The organism is Acinetobacter sp. 24-47-67 (genome assembly GCF_056779735.1).
The window spans coordinates 140,206-156,756 of the sequence record NZ_JBWYIK010000001.1; the positions used below are offsets into that span (position 1 = coordinate 140,206).

The 16,551-nt window shown below is 37.9% G+C and carries 19 protein-coding genes and 1 other RNA gene; 6 read left to right on the forward strand and 14 right to left on the reverse strand.

Annotation, left to right across the window (positions count from 1 at the left end; translation table 11 throughout):
- Positions 1-62 precede the first annotated feature (62 nt).
- The 4 genes from AC1M9K_RS00735 to AC1M9K_RS00750 form a co-directional block, all read right to left on the reverse strand.
- Positions 63-413 (reverse strand): hypothetical protein, encoded by a 351-nt coding sequence (locus tag AC1M9K_RS00735; protein WP_180027816.1) that lies wholly within the window; start codon positions 411-413, stop codon positions 63-65.
- A 99-nt stretch (positions 414-512) separates the two neighbouring features.
- Positions 513-1,298 carry a glutathione S-transferase N-terminal domain-containing protein gene (locus tag AC1M9K_RS00740; RefSeq protein ID WP_180027815.1) on the reverse strand — a complete coding sequence of 262 codons (786 nt, stop codon included), beginning with the start codon at positions 1,296-1,298 and terminating at the stop codon, positions 513-515.
- 30 nt (positions 1,299-1,328) lie between these two features.
- The gene (gene rraA / locus AC1M9K_RS00745) at positions 1,329-1,838 is read right to left on the reverse strand and encodes a ribonuclease E activity regulator RraA (RefSeq protein WP_180027814.1); all 510 of its coding nucleotides are present in this window, start codon (positions 1,836-1,838) and stop codon (positions 1,329-1,331) included.
- 11 nt (positions 1,839-1,849) lie between these two features.
- Positions 1,850-2,515, reverse strand: a complete 666-nt coding sequence (locus tag AC1M9K_RS00750) for a Rossmann-fold NAD(P)-binding domain-containing protein (RefSeq protein ID WP_481588187.1) — start codon at positions 2,513-2,515, stop codon at positions 1,850-1,852.
- A gap of 215 nt (positions 2,516-2,730) precedes the next feature.
- Between AC1M9K_RS00750 and rpsT the strand changes: the two genes are divergently transcribed.
- Positions 2,731-3,000: a 30S ribosomal protein S20 gene (rpsT, locus tag AC1M9K_RS00755; protein ID WP_035263646.1), complete on the forward strand. Its 270-nt coding sequence runs from the start codon at positions 2,731-2,733 to the stop codon at positions 2,998-3,000.
- A 78-nt stretch (positions 3,001-3,078) separates the two neighbouring features.
- Here rpsT and AC1M9K_RS00760 read toward each other — a convergent pair whose 3' ends face one another.
- The 3 genes from AC1M9K_RS00760 to AC1M9K_RS00770 form a co-directional block, all read right to left on the reverse strand.
- The gene (locus AC1M9K_RS00760; protein ID WP_481588188.1) at positions 3,079-3,816 is read right to left on the reverse strand and encodes a histidine phosphatase family protein; all 738 of its coding nucleotides are present in this window, start codon (positions 3,814-3,816) and stop codon (positions 3,079-3,081) included.
- A 61-nt stretch (positions 3,817-3,877) separates the two neighbouring features.
- A complete protein-coding gene (locus AC1M9K_RS00765) occupies positions 3,878-4,726 on the reverse strand; it encodes a 3'(2'),5'-bisphosphate nucleotidase CysQ family protein (protein WP_481587497.1) in 849 nt (282 codons plus the stop codon).
- A 322-nt stretch (positions 4,727-5,048) separates the two neighbouring features.
- On the reverse strand, positions 5,049-5,186 hold the full coding sequence (locus AC1M9K_RS00770; protein ID WP_171076720.1) for a hypothetical protein: 138 nt from the start codon (positions 5,184-5,186) through the stop codon (positions 5,049-5,051).
- A gap of 298 nt (positions 5,187-5,484) precedes the next feature.
- Here AC1M9K_RS00770 and AC1M9K_RS00775 point away from each other — a divergent pair, with 298 nt between their 5' ends.
- From AC1M9K_RS00775 to AC1M9K_RS00790, 4 genes are all read left to right on the forward strand, one after another.
- On the forward strand, positions 5,485-6,177 hold the full coding sequence (locus AC1M9K_RS00775; RefSeq protein ID WP_481588189.1) for an HAD-IA family hydrolase: 693 nt from the start codon (positions 5,485-5,487) through the stop codon (positions 6,175-6,177).
- A complete protein-coding gene (locus AC1M9K_RS00780; protein ID WP_179998087.1) occupies positions 6,161-6,601 on the forward strand; it encodes an RNA-binding S4 domain-containing protein in 441 nt (146 codons plus the stop codon). The genes AC1M9K_RS00775 and AC1M9K_RS00780 overlap by 17 nt, the downstream gene beginning before the upstream one ends.
- A 146-nt stretch (positions 6,602-6,747) precedes the next feature.
- Entirely contained in the window at positions 6,748-7,791 is a 1,044-nt protein-coding gene (gene recA / locus AC1M9K_RS00785) for a recombinase RecA (protein ID WP_035263652.1), read from the forward strand.
- 119 nt (positions 7,792-7,910) lie between these two features.
- Complete coding sequence (locus AC1M9K_RS00790; RefSeq protein ID WP_481588190.1) at positions 7,911-8,486, forward strand: regulatory protein RecX; 576 nt, start codon at positions 7,911-7,913, stop codon at positions 8,484-8,486.
- Between the two features lie 27 nt (positions 8,487-8,513).
- Here the strand turns inward: AC1M9K_RS00790 and ffs are convergent.
- Positions 8,514-8,610, reverse strand: an RNA gene (ffs, locus tag AC1M9K_RS00795) — signal recognition particle sRNA small type.
- Positions 8,611-8,895: 285 nt separating this feature from the next.
- On the opposite strand from ffs, the gene AC1M9K_RS00800 reads away from it, so the two are divergent.
- On the forward strand, positions 8,896-9,723 hold the full coding sequence (locus AC1M9K_RS00800; RefSeq protein WP_180027808.1) for a YbgF trimerization domain-containing protein: 828 nt from the start codon (positions 8,896-8,898) through the stop codon (positions 9,721-9,723).
- 46 nt (positions 9,724-9,769) lie between these two features.
- On the opposite strand, the gene lpxA is transcribed toward AC1M9K_RS00800, so the two are convergent.
- The 6 genes from lpxA to rseP are packed head-to-tail and all read right to left on the reverse strand — an operon-like array spanning position 9,770 to position 16,550.
- A complete protein-coding gene (lpxA, locus tag AC1M9K_RS00805; RefSeq protein WP_035263657.1) occupies positions 9,770-10,558 on the reverse strand; it encodes an acyl-ACP--UDP-N-acetylglucosamine O-acyltransferase in 789 nt (262 codons plus the stop codon).
- Positions 10,555-11,037 (reverse strand): 3-hydroxyacyl-ACP dehydratase FabZ, encoded by a 483-nt coding sequence (gene fabZ, locus AC1M9K_RS00810; RefSeq protein WP_035263658.1) that lies wholly within the window; start codon positions 11,035-11,037, stop codon positions 10,555-10,557. Before fabZ ends, lpxA begins: the two co-directional genes overlap by 4 nt.
- Position 11,038: 1 nt before the next feature.
- The gene (lpxD, locus tag AC1M9K_RS00815) at positions 11,039-12,109 is read right to left on the reverse strand and encodes a UDP-3-O-(3-hydroxymyristoyl)glucosamine N-acyltransferase (protein ID WP_092766345.1); all 1,071 of its coding nucleotides are present in this window, start codon (positions 12,107-12,109) and stop codon (positions 11,039-11,041) included.
- Positions 12,110-12,112: 3 nt separating this feature from the next.
- Positions 12,113-12,601: an OmpH/Skp family outer membrane protein gene (locus AC1M9K_RS00820; protein WP_179998091.1), complete on the reverse strand. Its 489-nt coding sequence runs from the start codon at positions 12,599-12,601 to the stop codon at positions 12,113-12,115.
- 29 nt (positions 12,602-12,630) lie between these two features.
- Positions 12,631-15,153, reverse strand: coding sequence for an outer membrane protein assembly factor BamA (gene bamA / locus AC1M9K_RS00825; protein WP_481588191.1), 2,523 nt, complete (start codon positions 15,151-15,153; stop codon positions 12,631-12,633).
- 41 nt (positions 15,154-15,194) lie between these two features.
- A complete protein-coding gene (gene rseP, locus AC1M9K_RS00830; RefSeq protein WP_180027805.1) occupies positions 15,195-16,550 on the reverse strand; it encodes an RIP metalloprotease RseP in 1,356 nt (451 codons plus the stop codon).
- Between the last annotated feature and the right edge of the window lies 1 nt (position 16,551).

The window sequence follows — 16,551 nt, forward strand, 5'->3', positions numbered from 1 at the left end:
TTATCATGTTCAAAATCGAGAATGAGTTATTTTTAGATATCACAAACATTCAGTCGCAAACATTAGCGCTCACGTTTGAATTCACGATAATAATCATTGAGCAATATCACGAATTTTTTTAACTGTTCTAGATTCTGTTGATTATTACCTAATCTCGTTGTAAAACGACCTGTATTCAACTCGAGATCTATTTTCTCTTTGATCAACATTCCCCGATAAAATAAATTCTCCAAATCATCAAAACGAGTAACCTTTCGGTTCGAAAAATATGACAATCTTTCATTTAGTTCATTCAAAACAACGTCATCGATAATATATCCTAATTCAGGATCATGACGAATTTGATGAGTCTGTAAATAAACTTGCTCAGCCGATGGTTTTTTTTGAAACAAATCAGAAATTTTTTTAAACATAGTTTGGGAAGAAAAGCTGAAAACTCAAAATGATGGTCTATCTTAGCATCTGGTCACGAATACACCTATATTCATGACCAAAAAGCACTCAAACTAAAATTAACCGTAATTTTTTCTTAAATATTCTACAATTTTCTTCGATTCGAACAATTTTACGCCTGTATTAGGATCAACTAAGTACGGGACTTGTATATCCTTCCCCTTGCGATTCATTACCTTTACAACCTGCTCGCGTTTACCGCCAGCCAAAGGAATATATTTCCCAGGCTTCAATCTTAAAATCGCTGGTCCTTGATCCTGCCAACGCTCTTTAGCAACATTATGAAACTTAAATGGTAATTCAAGTTCTGTGAGTTCAGCGCGCACGATTCTGGTGTATGGACTCGCTTCAAACCCCCACAGCTCAATTAAATGCTCGGGTTGTGGCCTCTGCTTAATCGCTTTATTTATAAAAATCCCACGAGCACCATTAATCAGTGTTCCAGCTAGAGCAACTACAGGCAATTTGGGGTAGTGTGAGAATTGCTTCGGTGTTTGACCTGTCTCACCATAATGCTTAAAAAGATAGTGAATAATATCCTGAGACTCGTAAAGTTTAGCCCCAGTATTTTCATCAATTAAAAAAGGAAATTGAATCTTACCACCAAGTGTTTTTACTTGATCTCGATAGACCCTTCCACCTTTCGGACAAGGATACACTTCGTAGTCAAGATTAAGTAAAGTCAACACCTCTCTTACACGACGACAGAATGGTGATCCTTCAAATTCGTAAAGCTTTAATGCTTTTTCTGGCTGTTTAGGAAACGGTGTACCTGAAGTCCCACGTCCACCTTCTGCAACAGCTGAAGCTAGCGCCTGAGCCACTTTTAATTGATGAATCACCATACTGATTACCTCGTTTTTGTTTTATTTAAATTAATCGACTAATTTTGTCTTGGACACAATAATTCCATTATTGTCTGCATAGATATAATCACCTGGTTGGATTGTGATATTTCCAATTTGAATCGTGATATTGGTTTCGCCCACCCCTTTGCGATTACTTTTTTGAGGTATAGCCGCAAGTGCGTGCACGCCTAGATTTAAACTCGCAATAGCATCAACATCTCTAACACAACCATTAATAATGACACCACCCCATCCATATTTAACGGCAGACTCAGCAATCATATCTCCCATCAATGCACAACGCATGGAAGAACCACCATCTACAACTAAAACTTTGCCTTGCCCATCTGTAGCGAGTAACTCTTTTACTCGTGAATTATCCTCAAAACATTTAACAGTGACAGCTTCACCCCCAAAGCTTTTTACACCGCCGTAACTTTTGAAGAATTTTCCATCAATAGATGGATACAATACTTGAATATCTAAATCAGGATGGTCATCCAGTAAATCACACGTCACAAATGTTGGCGTTGTCACTTTTTATACCCTCAGTTATGTTTTTGAATCTCTAAATTATCATAAATCTTAATTTTTTCATTTTGAGTTCTTGCGCTCACGACCATAGTATTAGCGACTTGCTCTGCTGTCACTGGCTTATATTTGAATGTATTTGGCAGAAATTGCGATACTCGCTTGAAAATACTCTGAGAAATATCTTCGAGTGTCCTTGTTTCAGCTCTTTCACCAATTAAGAGTGAAGGTCGAATGATCGCCAATTGATAGAGTGATAATGATTTTAGATAATTTTCTAACTTTCCCTTCACTTGATTATAGAAGAATGGAGATCTTTCATTCGCACCTTCCGCACTTACAATTGCAAAAAAAGTATCGGTATTCACGAGCAAATCAGCAAAATGAGCATTTATCTCAAAATCGATATTGTAAAAATTTTCTTTAGAGCCTGCTTTTTTAATTGTACTTCCTAGGCAACTAAACGCATGTGAGAATCCAGAAGCGTCCTCATCATTTAACATTAAAAAGTCATCAATGACCAACTGATCAACTTTGGTGAACTGTTCAAATTGTTCATCATGCTTACGAACAACTACGACAATTCTTTCGCAATCTACCAATTGATTCAAATGATTTACCAAAGATCGACCAACTAAACCAGTTGCCCCTATAACTATTGCACTTTTAATATTTTTAATCATTTTTTCGCCATTCCTTCCAATATTTATATAATCTAACGTGCTAACCGCATTTTATCTGCATCAAAAATGTTGTCAAAGCATGTCAAGACTTGACTTTGCCGCATCATTTAATCACAATATGGCACTTGTTTACGGGCTGGTGTAAATTCTTCTAATGTTTGTATTTAGTTGAAATTTCAGCCCGCCCAGACCAATCAATTTCAAGGAGTGCACGAGTGGCAAACTCTGCTCAAGCAAAAAAACGTGCTCGTCAAAACGTTAAAGCACGTAAACACAACGCAAGCTTACGTTCTATGGTTCGTACTTACCTTAAACGCACAGTAGCAGCGATCGCTGCAGGTGACTATGCAGCAGCTTCTGAAGCTTACAAAACTGCAGTACCTGTAATCGACCGTATGGCTGACAAAGGTATCATCCATAAGAACAAAGCTGCTCGTCATAAGAGCCGTTTAAATGCACAAGTTAAAGCTCTAGCTTCTAACTAAGTTGCGTTAAAAAAAGCCCTTTAAGGGCTTTTTTTATATTTTAAATTTACCAACAATACTTAAATAATATTAAAATTACTATCTTTCTTGCTCTACAAATTCACGAATAGACAGCTCATTACATTCACCACGCCATATCCATTTCAATTTTGCATCTATGAATGCTTCACCTTCAAACCAAACAAACAAACCTTCCATCATTTCTGGCCAATCATGCTGACTAATTTGTGTTTTACCTGAAATCACAGCCAGAATACCAGCGAGAATAGTGTCATGGCTAACCGCCAAACTTAATCCATGATTCTGTTGAGGGTGAGTTTGATAAAGCAAATGTAAAACATCAATCACACCTATAATTGGCTGCTTCATCCCAGGTAAAGTATTGTTTACAAAGCTATTGATAAAGCCCAAAGCACCTTGTTGCTTAAAATATGGCGCAGCTTGCTCGATATCTAAAACGAAGCTACCAGGCTCGACCAAAAGCCCCTGCTCAACAATTTTAATATGATGGGTATTTGACTTAGGATTGATTTGATCAGCACCTTGAATCATCAGTGCTGCAGTATCAATACAACGTTGAATTGGACTAGAAATACAGTGTTCAATCACACGATCTGTTTGATCAATAAGATAAGCCCCCCAAGCCTGCGCCAGATCCTTACCTTGATCTGTTAATTGCAAATCATATCCAGCGAGTCCTTGACCCACCACCATTTCACGTATTGAGTGGCGAGTAAATAGTGTAACAGGCACAGCAACATCGGGCAGTAAATCAACCGCTCTGAGCATACTTGGAGGAAGCAACTTCAGCGACATAATAATTCTAATAAATGAAATTAATTTGACTATAACACGATGAAATTATAGTTCCACTCCCCTAAAGTACATTTGACAACGCATCTAAAGCCAATTGCCTCATTTCAGGATCACGATAGGCGATAAAACCATTATTCAAAACAGTATCACGCTGATTATAGGTAAATGGCACAGAATCCAAGGTCAACAAACCACCCCCTATACTCTCTAGCAAGCCTTGTCCAGCACTGGTGTCCCACTCAGAGGTTGGATGAAATCTTGGGTAAATATCTATCTCACCTTCAAGCATCATGCAAAATTTATAAGCACTTCCAGCTTCACGACGTATAACCGGTATTTCTCTTTCAATATAATCAATATAGTGTTGATACTTAGGATTTTTACTACTATGACTCAGTCCAATTTGGATGGCATCGACTGGTGAGGCTTTAAATTTGCAATATTTTTCCCAAATATTGTTCATAAATGAATATTTATAAGGAAGATCCGTCAAATAGCCCATATACATAACTTGCTCTGTCGGCACGACTATAACTGAAAATACAGTTTGATGGTTCTGAATAAGACTCAGATTAATCGTAAATTCATCACGCTCATGAATAAACTCCTTCGTACCATCCAAAGGGTCTAGCATCCAACATTGAGGCCATTCATGTCGCTCCGAATAATCACTTTCTTCAGAAATGATTGGAATATCAGGTGTAAGTTTTGCAAGCTCTCTGAGCAGATATTGATTGACCTTTAAATCTGCTTGAGTTACAGGAGAATGATCATCTTTTTCGTTGATTTTAAAATCACGTCCAGCACAATAATTTTGATATTCTTCTAATAATATTTGGCTTGCAACAGCCAAAATCGGAACCAAATTTAACATTTGCTGATCTTGGGGAGCATGCGTTGTGATAAACATGGATAAAACCTATTTTTTCTGGCGCTACACACTCTAAGCACGACGATCATATTAAGAACCTCAGCCTAAAATGCAGCGTGATTTAATTTGCATTGTTGGATTTATATTTATAGTAGCAAACCTATAAAATATAACCACTTTGAAACACATAACCCATTTCAATCATAAGAACTCTAACACTTTTAAAACAAAATCCGAAGCGTGATTGCCAACAACCCTCAATACATCTTAAATAACACCTGCAATAGTTCCAAAAATCAGAGCGCGCCTTAGAGTCAGTATCAACATAAAAAAACAAGCCTTCTTAAAGAAGGCTTGTTTTTTATTTTTGCTCTTTGACTGGACTTTCAGGCTGTTCATTCGGTTTTTTTACAGGCTCTTTATTTTTAAAAGAGTCCTGATTACCTTTATCCTCATTAGATTCTTTGTGTGGTTTCGAACTATTATCATGTTTTGTCATACTTCAAACTCCTATGCACCATTTTCAAAAAAATATGATGCTTTCATAGCGACTTCTATACTATTTTTGTATTCATTCTCAAGATCTAAATTTGTGACCTCACACATCTAATTCGATATAATACGAATGGAATGAAATATAGAAGTAACCACGCACACCCATTCTTGAAGTTCAATTTTAAAATGCTGATGCGAGTCCAACCTTTTGCATCAAATGATGGTGTAAATCGATATTTAAATAACACCCATTTTGTTGTTTTTATTTGTGCTAAATTGCAACAATACCTGAGGAAAGATGAATGAATAAACCCATCATCATGTTCGACATGGATGGAACCCTACTCGATCTTGCTTTTGACGATTTAATTTGGAATCACAAACTCCCTGAGCGACATGCCAAAACTCATCAAATCAGTTTAGAACAGAGCAATCAAATTCTATTTAAATTTTATCAAGATCATAAGCACACGCTCGATTGGTATTCTACGCGCTTTTGGACAGCCAAAGTCGGCGTTGATACCTTTCAGCTTCAACACGATCACAAAGAATTCATCAAGCCGAGACAGGGATGCATTGCGTTATTATCAAGCCTTAAACAAGCTGGATACCGAATGTGGTTAGTCACCAATGCTGATGAAAGAGGTTTGGCATTGAAAATGAATCAAGTTGACCTTACCTCTTATTTTGAAGTGATGATCAGTAGCGAAACGATCGGTTTTGCTAAAGAGCGTTTTGAATTTTGGGATCAATTACAGAAAATGCACCCATTTGAACCTCGTCACTGCGTTCTCGTTGATGATACAGCGGTAGTACTCGAAGGTGCTAAATCTTTTGGTATCGAACACCTAATCACAATTACCCAACCATCTAGCGCTCAACCTGAGCGCGAAAGGTCTAAACTTCAGTATCCTGCAATCAATGATCTAAGATCATTAATCCCCTATTTAGACCAAATTAACCATGAGAAAGAAATGAATGTCAAAACAGCATGAAACTAAAATCACAGATTCAATGCGAATTGATAAGTGGCTTTGGGCAGCACGCTTTTTTAAAACCCGCTCAATTGCCAAGGCAGCAATCGAAGGTGGTAAAGTTCATCACAACAATGATCGCGTTAAAGTTTCCAGAGAAGTACGTGTAGGAATGGAGTTAACGATTCAGCAGGGATTTGAAAAGAAAACCGTCATTGTGAAAGCATTATCGTCTGTTCGAGGTGGTGCGCCTGCTGCACAATTACTCTATGAAGAAACTGAAGTCAGTATCGCGCGTCGTGAGTTGCTTTCTGCACAAAGAAAATTGCATAATCTTGCACGACCAGATCATCGGCCAAGCAAAAAAGATCGACGTGATATTACAAGATTCCGTCAACAAAATGGTCAGCAATATGACGAAGTTTGGTCATACGATGATGAATAAGTTAAAGCGACAAATACTGTCGTTTTGAAGTTTAAAATTATAGAACAGTCCGATTTTTTCTGTCACTATAAATGCCGTGGACATTAGACTTAATTAAAGACATCCACTTAAGTTATCAGTGATTTACATCGTTTTGAGGTTATGAGATGGATGATAATAAAAGCAAAGCACTGAGTGCTGCTTTAAGCCAAATTGAAAAACAATTTGGTAAAAATACGGTAATGCGCCTTGGTGACAATACTGTTCAAGCTGTAGAAGCTGTATCTACAGGCTCTCTTACATTGGATATCGCACTAGGTATTGGTGGTTTACCTAAAGGCCGTATTATTGAAATTTATGGTCCAGAATCATCAGGTAAAACCACCATGACACTTCAAGCGATTGCGCAATGTCAAAAAGCTGGTGGTACTTGTGCATTTATCGATGCTGAGCATGCTTTAGATCCTCAATATGCTCGCAAACTTGGTGTAGATATCGATAACTTATTGGTGTCACAACCTGATCACGGTGAACAAGCACTAGAAATTGCAGATATGCTGGTACGATCTGGCGCTATCGACTTAATTGTTGTCGATTCTGTAGCAGCCTTAACCCCTAAAGCCGAAATTGAAGGTGAAATGGGTGACTCTCATATGGGTCTACAAGCACGCTTGATGAGCCAAGCATTGCGTAAAATTACAGGTAATGCAAAGCGCTCCAACTGCATGGTGATCTTCATTAACCAAATTCGTATGAAAATTGGTGTCATGTTTGGCAGTCCAGAAACCACTACTGGTGGTAATGCGCTCAAATTCTATGCTTCTGTACGCTTAGATATTCGCCGCATTGGTCAAGTGAAAGAAGGCGATGAGATTGTTGGTTCTGAAACACGCGTTAAAGTGGTGAAGAACAAAATGGCACCTCCTTTCCGTGAAGCATTATTCCAAATCATGTACGGTAAAGGTACAAATCAGCTTGCTGAATTGGTCGATCTCGCTGTACAACAAGAACTTGTTCAAAAAGCTGGTGCTTGGTATTCATACCAAGGTAACAAGATTGGACAAGGTAAGAACAACGTGATTCGTCATCTTGAGGAAAATCCTCAACTTGCACAAGATCTTGATCGCATGATTCGTGAACAGTTGTTAACCACAGCAACACCAGCTCCAACCGAAGAAAATGACGAAGAAGCTGATTTATTTGAAGTATAATTTTTCAAAAAATTTGAAATCGAAGCGCCCAAATTATGGGCGCTTTTGTTTAAGAGCATGGATTTAAAATGTCAGAGAAGTTTCCCAAGTTCATTCATTATGAGGACTTAAAATCAATAATGAATGAAGATGAACCTCAACATCTCATCAATGATCAACATGTGGCTAGCCAACACCCGAAAAATCAAGCATCAGATGAATGTGATTTAGATGACAACCATTCATCAGCTCTAGCACAAAATAAAGGCTTAACAGGAACTCGTTTGAGATCGTATGCATTTGCAGTCTTAACTCGCAAAGAATACTCAAAAAAAGACTTAATCGATAAACTTGTTTTGTATGCACAAAATAAGGAAGAGGTTTTGAGCTTAGTTGATGAGCTAGCGCGAGAAAATTATCAAAGTGATGCTCGCGTTGCAGAAATGACGGTACGCAGCCAATTACGCAAAGGAAAAGGTCCAAATCGAATAAAGCTAGCTCTTAAAAGCAAACACGTTGATAAAGCCTTGGCTGAACCAGAAATGAAAGAAATAGATTGGTATGAACAAGCATACTTATTGAAAGTCAAAAAATATGGCTATGAAGTTGCTCAGGACGCAAAATTAAAAGCAAAACAAATTCGCTTTTTACAATATAGAGGCTTTGAAATGGATGCGATTATGAAAGCTATAAAACGAAAAGAGAATGAAGAATAAGAAATAAAGTTATTATAATGGTGGCAACCCTACTAGCAAAACTCCGGCACATTATAGTTCTGATACCGTTGCTACCTTCCGGTCCTGGCGGGGTTCTCAGAGTACAATTGCGAAGCCACCAGCAGGGCTACCATTGCAAGAACAGAGTATAGAGATTTTTAACGATCTTGCAAGACCATAATGGGCTTTAAAGGCACTAAAAAAGTTCAAGTGAATATTTACTAATCTATTAACAACAAACTTGATATTTTTCATCTAAATAACTTCAACTTAAATTTCTTCATTTATACAGTTTCATTGTAAATTTATATTGATTTTAAATGCTATGACGTTTTTAATGATCTGATTATTAAGAATTGAAAATACTCAAAGTTCAAATTTGAGTATGGACACAAATGGAATAATGAACATGCTCAATAAGCGTACTTTTCTTGCACTAGCATTGATGAGCTCAACATCAGTTTTTGCCAATATTCCTATCGAATCAAAAGGATTAAGCCAAAATTCGAGTTTGAACCAAACAGCAGTCGCAGCGAATAACACCGCTACAGCCCCTACCAACACCAGTTGGCAGCTTATCCAACAAAATCAACGCTTAGAAAATCAAATTCGTGCACTTCAAGGCAAATTAGAAGAACAAGAACATCAAATTAATCAACTGACCAACGAATTAAAAAATCGCTATACAGATCTAGATCAAAGATTAGAACTCCTTCAACAAAAAATTGATCCTGTGGAGGAGTCCAATGCCGATGATCCTAATGCTGCGCCACCCATTCCTAACGAGCCAACTGCACCAAGCACTAGCACTAACTCCAATACCACAGCATCACAAAATGCAACGAACTTGAATCAAACCAACCAACAAGAACTTGATAAAGCGGCTTATACAGTTGCCTTAGATGCATACAAACAAGGTGGCGCAAAAAAAGCCATTGCACCTATGCAAAACTTTGTACGTAACAATCCAAATAGTGTGTATACAGGTAATGCCTATTTTTGGTTAGCTGAATTCAATTTAGCAATTGAACCACCCAATTATGAAGAAGCAAGAAAACACTATGAAACTGTCGCTTCGAAGTTTCCAAATTCAGGAAAAGCAGCGCGATCCTTATATCAGCTGTATAGCATCGCGAAAGATGTAAATAAAAACGCTCAAACTGCTGAAATTTATAAAAATAAACTACTAAGCACCTATCCTGACTCAGAGGAAGCTGGATATTTCAAAAAAAGTTAAATAAAAAAGACATCATAAGATGTCTTTTTATTGCTAGCAAAAGCTCTTAACGAACAATACCGCGCTTAGATTCATTTAGAGAATCTATGAGGAGCTGAGCTTCAGAAACATTTGGTAAAATTTCAGCAGTAATCTGCTCAATGGCTTGTTGTGTCGTCAGACCACTTTTATAAATCAACTTAAATGATTCTCGTAAACCATTGATTACATCTTTGGACCAACCCTTACGACGCATACCTTCTACATTCATTCCAAATGCATGCGCCGGATTACCAGACACCATCACATAAGCAGGAACATCCTTCAAAATCAATGATGCTCCACCAATCATGCTGTATGAGTCGATTTTACAGAATTGATGAATACCGGAGTTGCCACCGACAACAACGAAGTCACCAACATGCACATGACCTGCGACACCAACATTGTTTGCAAAAATGTTGTTATTACCCACCACACAGTCATGCGCAATATGCGTATTGACCATCAACAGATTATTACTACCAATTTTAGTAATACTTTGATCCTGCACTGTACCGCGATGCAGACTGCAATGCTCACGAATTTTGTTGTTGTCGCCAATCTCAAGCCAAGTTTCTTCACCAGCATACTTAAGATCCTGACACACCTCACCCACACTGGCAAACTGGAAAATTTCGTTTGATTTACCGATGCGAGTATATCCACCAACCACCACATGAGAATGTAACACTGTCCCACTATCAATCGTCACATGAGGACCAATAATCGAATAAGGACCAATTTTTACATCAGAAGCAATCGTTGCCGTAGGATCAATAATTGCTGTAGGGTGGATTAAATCACTGTTACTCATGCTTGCTCTAATTTCTGATGAGAAATAATAATTTCAGCTGTCGCTGCAATTACACCATCAACGCTCGCACTACAAAGATACTTGTAAATACCACGTTTCTGCATTACAAGCTCTGATTTTAACACGAGTTGATCACCAGGAACGACTTGTTTTTTAAAACGAACTTTTTCAGCGCCAGCGAAAAGAAAAAGTGAACCAGGTTTGGGTTTTTCATTGTTCATGATAAAGCCAAGAACGCCAGAAATTTGTGCCATCGCCTCAACGATTAAGACACCCGGCATGATTGGATAACCTGGAAAATGACCTTGCATAAACTCTTCATTTATGGAGACATTTTTAAATCCGACAATTCCATTCTCAGTCACTTCTGTAACACGGTCTACCAATAGAAATGGATAACGATGCGGCAAATATTCACGAATTGTTTGAATATTCATCGGCAATTCAGGAATTGAAAAAGATAAAGTAGACTCTGTCATATTATTTACGCAATTTTAAAGTTGATTCGATTGACTCTAACTGAGCCTGCATATCATCTATTTGTTTGACTAATTTGGTCAATGGCACATCTGCTAATTGTCTTAGACGAACAACTGTTCGTTTCCAACGAGAATTTTCGAGCAATCCCATTCCTGAAGAATATGTACCAGCTTCTAAAATGCTACCTGTGACCATTGACATTCCAGTTAGCGTCACATTATCTACAATTTTTAGATGTCCTGAGATACCACAAGCACCTGCAAGGATACAGTTTTTGCCAATCACAGTACTGCCTGCAATACCGCATTTTGCAGCAATTGCAGTATTTTCACCGATTTGAACGTTATGTGCGACTTGCACAAGATTATCAATAATCACACCATCATGAAGTATAGTGTCATCCAAAGCGCCACGATCAATACTACAGTTGGAACCAATTCTGACATCATTTCCAATTTGAACAGACCCGAGTTGAGCAATTCGGTTCCACTTACCTTGATAAGGAGCAAAGCCAAAACCCTCTCCTCCAATTACGGTATTCGCATGGATACGAACACGTTTAGCAATTTTAGATCGACCCGTAATCGTGACATGCGAATCAATGAAACAATCCTCACCGATTTCAACATACTCATCAATTTTAGTTTGCGAATGAATGACTGTATTTGAACCAATCACGGCATGCGGGCCAACCACCACATAATGTCCAATATATACATTATCCCCTATCATAGCACTCGGATCGATTACTGCGGTGGCCTCGATACCACGTTGCACAGTTTTAGATTCGAACACATGAGTTAAAATCGCGAAAGCAAGATACGGATTTTGTACGACAATAAAATTATTATGCTGATTAAGCTGAGCCTGCATCTCAGAAGTGACAATTAAGGCACCTGCTTGAGATGAAATCGCTTCGTCTAAATACTTATCAGAATTTACAAAAGAAATTTGGTTTGAGTTCGCTTGAGTTAAACTTGCAAGACCCTCTAGCAACAGATCTGCATCACCAATAACTTGGCCTTGTACAAGTTTGGCCAAGTGATCGAGACGAAATTGATTTGATTTCATTGACTATTTGATTGCATTAACCTTTTGAATCATTTTAGCAGTTAAATCGTATTTTGGGTCATATGCCAAGGCAGCATTTTTATTTAAAACTAAATCAAGATTATTTTCTTTGCGCAATTGTTCAGCAACTTGTTTAATTCTTGAGTCAAAAACTTTGTTTGTATTTTGAATGGTGCTTTGAACACGTGATTGAACAGTCTGTTGCAAAGATTGAAATTCGTTCATCTTCGTTTGATATTGAGAGGATAGTTGCTGGGCATTCGATTGATTGGCTTGAGCTGATTTTGCCAAAGCTTCAATTTCTTTACCTAACTGTTCCAACTTTACCGTTTGCGGTTTAATTGTCTGCTCAAGCTGAGCATTCTGCTGCTTTAAATACGTGCTATTTTCTACCACTTTTTCTAAATCGATTACCCCATATCCTGCTGCATGTGCAAAGCCAACTACAGATGTGAGTAAAGCCGTTGATATCATTGTTTTAAATATATTCATTATTATTCCTTTTAAGGCAAAAGGCCGTACTAGAAAGTACGACCAATTTCAAATTGAACAGACTTAGTTTCATCACCAGGCTTATCATTCAGTGGGTACGCATAGCTTAATGATAGTGGACCAATCATCGTAATCCATGTGAAGCCTACACCAACACTATAACGCATATTTCCGGCATCGAAGCCAAAGTTATCTTTACAGTACTGTCTAGCATCGAATGCCGTCGGGTTGGTTGCGCCAAAATAAATATTTCCAGTAGGTACGTCACATTGAGTGTCGAACACTTGAGCACCTTCAGCAAAAATAACAGGACGGACCTGTCGCGCCCAGTCGCCTTTAAAAGGAACTGGTAAGATTAATTCAGTGCCAAATTGAACTAATGCATTACCCCCCACCTCTTCAGGGTTTCTATCTTCTCGAGTTAGAGCAGCATCTGTAATACTCGGATATTTTGGACCTAATGTACTATTATCATAACCACGAACAGACCCATAACCACCAGCGTAATAGTTTTTATAGAATGGTAAATCATTACCGAAACCTACCTTACCATAACCACGCCATACAAAATCCTTTCCTAAAGGAATAAAGGCTTGAGTATCGTATGTTACCTTCTGATATTCAACATCACTGCCCGGCAATGCAATCTCTGCATTAACACGATGAGACATACCAGACGTTGGGAAGCGTGGATTATTTAATGTGTTATAAGACCAACCTAAATTTAAACTATAAGTAAAGAAATCACCTTTAAACTCATTACCGTACTCAACTTCAGGTTCAGAGCAAGGTTCATAACCAATTACATTACCGTTATCATCTTTAATTGGCTCTAAGTCGACTGGACAATACTTACCAGTACTTGTTTCCCTACCCCCATTGGCAAGTAAATAATCACGTACATAAGTAGAAACAAATGGACCAGTCGTTACTTCAGTTTGATCAATATTAATACCAGCACTTAAGCTCTGATTCTCATCAATTGGGTAACCAAAGCTCAGACCACCACCGAAGCTATCTGTAACATAATTGTTAACGTTATAGTCTTCGTCTAATTTCGTCTTACGATAATAGAGATTGTAACCACGGCTGACACCATCAATTGTAAAGTATGGATCAGTAACACTTAGGTTATAATAATCTTGTGTCTCAGAACGAGAAAGATCAATCGCTACACGGTTACCTGTACCTAAGAAGTTAGTTTGACTTAAACCTGCTTGGAACGTGATACCGCCATTTTGCGAATAACCCACAGCTAAAGTACTTGATCCTGAGTGTTGTTCTTCAACAGCGATATTCAAATCAATCTGATCAGGCGCCCCCGGAACACGTACTGGCTTAACATCTACTTTACTGAAAAATCCAGTACGCATTAAACGGACTTTTGAAAGATCAATTTTTTCGTTACTCGCTAATGCACCTTCCATCTGGCGCATTTCACGACGTAAAACTTCATCAGCAGTCTTGGTATTACCTGTAAAATTAATACGTCTAACCGTAACTTGCTGACCCGGATTGATGTAATAATTCAAATTAACTTTTTTTGTTTCATTGTCAATTTGAGGCACAACATTAATTTCAGCATAGTAATAACCAGCATTACCATACTTACGCTGTAACAACTGTTTTACTGCATTCACCAACTCTTGTGAGTAAGTTGCATCATCTTTATAAATCTTTAGTGCACGAAGATCTTCGTCTTTATATAAAGCATCACCTAAAAATTTGGTTTCACCAAATTTAAATTGCTCACCCTCATTCATTGAAACTTCAATGAAAATATTTTTTTTATCTTCACTGATATTCAAATTAGAGTTGGTAATTTCAAAATTGATATAACCTTTATTAAGGTATAAAGCTCTTAATGCTTCAAGGCTTGCTGCCATTTTTTCACGCGCGTAGCGATCATTTCTGGAAATGACAGATAACCATCCGCTTTCCTTGACAGCAAAGACTTGCTTAATTTCATCGTCTTTAAATACAGTATTACCAATTAAATTAATTTCAAAAACTTTAGCTGGTTTACCTTCAATGAAATTAATATTGACATCAACACGGTTATTGGCTTTTGCAACAGTTTCGACCTGAATATCCGCATTATAGCGACCTTGTTGTGAATACTGCTGTTCAAGCTCAGTTTCTAGCGTCTGAAGTGCAGATTTAGTGAGCACCTCACCTTCAGCTAGACCCATTTTCTTCAAGCCCTCTTCCAAGGCTTCTTTTGGAATGAGCTTATTACCCTTGAAATTGATTTTAGAAATAATAGGACGTTCAACGACTTTGAAAACCAAAACATCGTTTTCTTTGAAAGCTTGAATATCATCAAACGAATTAGAGGCATACAACGCACGAATCGCATTCGCAATCACTGGATCATTAATGCGATCCCCAGCATTCACCGGTAACATTGCGAGTACATTAGCTTGCGTTAGTCGAACTAATCCATCAACACGCACATCCCGCGCGATAAACTCGTCTGCTGCATATACTTGTTGTACTGCTGCCATTGCGCTAACGAGTGCCAATGGCATAAATAAATGTTTGTGCTGCATGCCTATTGTTTTCCAGTAAGTTAATTATCCATCTATAACGCTTATAAACGCATAAAATCATTAAATATTGCGAGAAACATCATACTTCCCAGCAACACCATACCAATTTTTAATCCAACCAATTGTATTTGTTCAGAAACAGGTTTACCACGAATTAATTCAATTATGTAATAAACTAAATGCCCACCATCCAACATCGGAATCGGAAGCAAATTTAATATCCCCAAACTTACACTCATTAATGCCATAAATGAAATGAAAGTTTGCCACCCCATTTCAGCACTTTGACCTGCAACTTTAGCAATCGTAATTGGACCCGAGAGATTATCCAACCCAATCAATCCTCGAATCATTTTGACAATTGAACCAAGGATCATAGAAGATAATTGACCCGTTTTTTCAACCGCAACCACAAAAGCTTCCGCTGGATCATATTGAATTGTATGCTTATATTCAGCAGGAATATTGATCTGACCAGATTGAGCTTGCACTCCCAACATTCCTGTCGTATTGCCCATATTGTCACGCTTTCCTTGCGGCATGACCTTTAATTGAACAATCTCGCCTTGACGCATCACTTCGATATTCAATAGTTTTTCTGGTGATTTTTGTACTATATCAACAACTTCTAACCAATCGTTAATTTTTTTATTATCAATCGCGACAATTACATCACCTTCTTTCATCCCTTGGCGTATAGCAGCACCATCTTCAGATAATTTATGTACAACTGGTTGAATATGAGGTCGATATGGTAAAAACCCCAAGACATCCAATGGTGATTGAGACTGATCTTTTAAAAATTGCTGAATCGGTAAATTAAAAGTTTGTACCTGACCATCACGATCAGCTTGAATTTGAATCGTACCAGTTTCACCTACGCGATCAATCAGCGCATAATTCAATTTTTCCCAAGTTGGTGTCGCAGTTCCATCCACTGCTATGATTTTATCACCAGAACGCATCTCTACTTGTGCGGCTGGCGTATTTTCAATCACTTTACCAACTCGAGTGTTTAATTGTTCCTGAGCTGGTAAGAACAGAATCCAAAAAAGTAAAACAGCAAAAATTAAATTAACAAGTGGTCCCGCAGCAACGATTGCAATTCGTTTTAAAGGGGATTGCCGATTAAACGCATAAGGTAAATCTTCTGCACTTACATTACCTTCACGCTCATCTAGCATTTTTACATAACCACCTAAAGGCAATGCAGAGAGCTGATATTGAATGCCTGACTTTTTAGAGGTCCACTTTAGAACTGTTGGACCAAATCCAATTGAATAAACAAGAACCTTAACGCCAAGTTTTCGTGCTACCCAGTAATGTCCAAATTCATGAATTGCAATCAATGGACCTAGAAGCAAAATAGCCGCGACGATAATGAAAAGTATATTCATC

What these genes read in the sequence shown, in the direction of transcription:
- AC1M9K_RS00735 (WP_180027816.1), bottom strand. Translation starts at nt 413, where the DNA reads ATGTTTAAAAAAATTTCTGATTTGTTTCAAAAAAAACCATCGGCTGAG.
- AC1M9K_RS00740 (WP_180027815.1), bottom strand. Translation starts at nt 1,298, where the DNA reads ATGGTGATTCATCAATTAAAAGTGGCTCAGGCGCTAGCTTCAGCTGTT.
- AC1M9K_RS00750 (WP_481588187.1), bottom strand. Translation starts at nt 2,515, where the DNA reads ATGATTAAAAATATTAAAAGTGCAATAGTTATAGGGGCAACTGGTTTA.
- AC1M9K_RS00760 (WP_481588188.1), bottom strand. Translation starts at nt 3,816, where the DNA reads ATGTCGCTGAAGTTGCTTCCTCCAAGTATGCTCAGAGCGGTTGATTTA.
- AC1M9K_RS00765 (WP_481587497.1), bottom strand. Translation starts at nt 4,726, where the DNA reads ATGTTTATCACAACGCATGCTCCCCAAGATCAGCAAATGTTAAATTTG.
- AC1M9K_RS00770 (WP_171076720.1), bottom strand. Translation starts at nt 5,186, where the DNA reads ATGACAAAACATGATAATAGTTCGAAACCACACAAAGAATCTAATGAG.
- AC1M9K_RS00775 (WP_481588189.1), top strand. Translation starts at nt 5,485, where the DNA reads ATGAATAAACCCATCATCATGTTCGACATGGATGGAACCCTACTCGAT.
- AC1M9K_RS00780 (WP_179998087.1), top strand. Translation starts at nt 6,161, where the DNA reads ATGTCAAAACAGCATGAAACTAAAATCACAGATTCAATGCGAATTGAT.
- recA (WP_035263652.1), top strand. Translation starts at nt 6,748, where the DNA reads ATGGATGATAATAAAAGCAAAGCACTGAGTGCTGCTTTAAGCCAAATT.
- AC1M9K_RS00790 (WP_481588190.1), top strand. Translation starts at nt 7,911, where the DNA reads ATGAATGAAGATGAACCTCAACATCTCATCAATGATCAACATGTGGCT.
- AC1M9K_RS00800 (WP_180027808.1), top strand. Translation starts at nt 8,896, where the DNA reads ATGCTCAATAAGCGTACTTTTCTTGCACTAGCATTGATGAGCTCAACA.
- lpxA (WP_035263657.1), bottom strand. Translation starts at nt 10,558, where the DNA reads ATGAGTAACAGTGATTTAATCCACCCTACAGCAATTATTGATCCTACG.
- fabZ (WP_035263658.1), bottom strand. Translation starts at nt 11,037, where the DNA reads ATGACAGAGTCTACTTTATCTTTTTCAATTCCTGAATTGCCGATGAAT.
- lpxD (WP_092766345.1), bottom strand. Translation starts at nt 12,109, where the DNA reads ATGAAATCAAATCAATTTCGTCTCGATCACTTGGCCAAACTTGTACAA.
- AC1M9K_RS00820 (WP_179998091.1), bottom strand. Translation starts at nt 12,601, where the DNA reads ATGAATATATTTAAAACAATGATATCAACGGCTTTACTCACATCTGTA.
- bamA (WP_481588191.1), bottom strand. Translation starts at nt 15,153, where the DNA reads ATGCAGCACAAACATTTATTTATGCCATTGGCACTCGTTAGCGCAATG.
- rseP (WP_180027805.1), bottom strand. Translation starts at nt 16,550, where the DNA reads ATGAATATACTTTTCATTATCGTCGCGGCTATTTTGCTTCTAGGTCCA.